Origin of the sequence: Sulfurimonas sp. NWX79, assembly GCF_039667035.1 — a bacterium.
GTDB lineage: Bacteria > Campylobacterota > Campylobacteria > Campylobacterales > Sulfurimonadaceae > Sulfurimonas > Sulfurimonas indica.
Genome location: NZ_JALCZL010000049.1, coordinates 1 through 1,697 on the forward strand (window position 1 = coordinate 1; position 1,697 = coordinate 1,697).

General features: G+C 49.1%; 1 rRNA gene. It reads right to left on the reverse strand.

The features are described 5' to 3' along the window. Positions 1-15: 15 nt before the first annotated feature. Positions 16-1,533, reverse strand: a 16S ribosomal RNA gene (locus tag MNY27_RS10805). Positions 1,534-1,697 lie beyond the last annotated feature (164 nt).

Consider the following 1,697-nt stretch of genomic DNA (forward strand, 5'->3'; position numbering starts at 1 on the left):
TGCTCTTTACTCTAGAAAGGAGGTGATCCAACCGCAGGTTCTCCTACGGTTACCTTGTTACGACTTCACCCCAGTCGCTAATTCCACCGTAAGCGGTAGCCCCCCGAAGGTTGGCTTCCCGATTTCGGGTGAAATCAACTCCCATGGTGTGACGGGCGGTGAGTACAAGACCCGGGAACGTATTCACCGTAGCATTGCTGATCTACGATTACTAGTGATTCCAGCTTCAAGCAGTCGAGTTGCAGACTGCTATCCGAACTGAGAGACGCTTTAAGTGATTAGCTCCACCTCGCGGTATCGCAACACTCTGTACGCCCCATTGTAGCACGTGTGTAGCCCTAGCCATAAGGGCCATGATGACTTGACGTCGTCCTCACCTTCCTCCTCCTTGCGAAGGCAGTCTCCTTAGAGTGCTCAGCCGAACTGCTAGCAACTAAGGACGAGGGTTGCGCTCGTTGCGGGACTTAACCCAACATCTCACGACACGAGCTGACGACAGCCGTGCAGCACCTGTTTTCAAGCTCCCCAAAGGGCACCACTCTATCTCTAAAGTGTTCTATCAATGTCAAGGCTAGGTAAGGTTCTTCGCGTATCTTCGAATTAAACCACATGCTCCACCACTTGTGCGGGTCCCCGTCTATTCCTTTGAGTTTTAATCTTGCGACCGTACTCCCCAGGCGGAACACTTAATCTGTTAAGTGCATCACCGAGATGACTAGCATCCCGACGACTAGTGTTCATCGTTTAGGGCGTGGACTACCAGGGTATCTAATCCTGTTTGCTCCCCACGCTTTCACGCCTTAGCGTCAGTTATGTTCCAGCAGATCGCCTTCGCTTTCGGTATTCCTAGTGATATCTACGGATTTTACCCCTACACCACTAATTCCATCTGCCCCTCCCATACTCTAGGGTGAGAGTTTCAAGTGCAGTTCTACAGTTAAGCTGTAGGCTTTCACACCTGACTTTCCACCCCGCCTACGCGTCCTTTACGCCCAGTGATTCCGAATAACGCTTGCACCCTCCGTATTACCGCGGCTGCTGGCACGGAGTTAGCCGGTGCTTATTCATATGCTACCGTCATTTTCTTGACATATAAAAGGAGTTTACACACCGAAATGCGTCATCCTCCACGCGGCGTTGCTGCATCAGGGTTGCCCCCATTGTGCAATATTCCTCACTGCTGCCTCCCGTAGGAGTCTGGTCCGTGTCTCAGTACCAGTGTGGCGGATCATCCTCTCAAACCCGCTACCCGTCATCGCCTTGGTGAGCTCTTACCTCACCAACTAGCTGATAGGATATAGGCCGATCCCTTGGCAGAATCCATTTCCCGACTACTCTTATGAGTAGAAGGAGTATCCAGTATTAATCACCGTTTCCAGTGGCTATCCCGGTCCAAGGGGCACATTACCTATATATTACTCACCCGTGCGCCACTCGTCAGCAAGGAGCAAGCTCCTTCTGTTACCGTTCGACTTGCATGTGTTAAGCACGCCGCCAGCGTTCATTCTGAGCCAGGATCAAACTCTCCATAATTGTTATTATAGAAAGATCATAATATGAATTACTGACCTTTGCCCAAGATTTAAAAATCATTGGCTTTGTATAGTTATCTATTACTATTGGGAAACCATATTGCTATGGTCTCAAATAGAATAGACGGTTGTTTTTGTTGTTATATTAGTTATTTCTAAATAAGA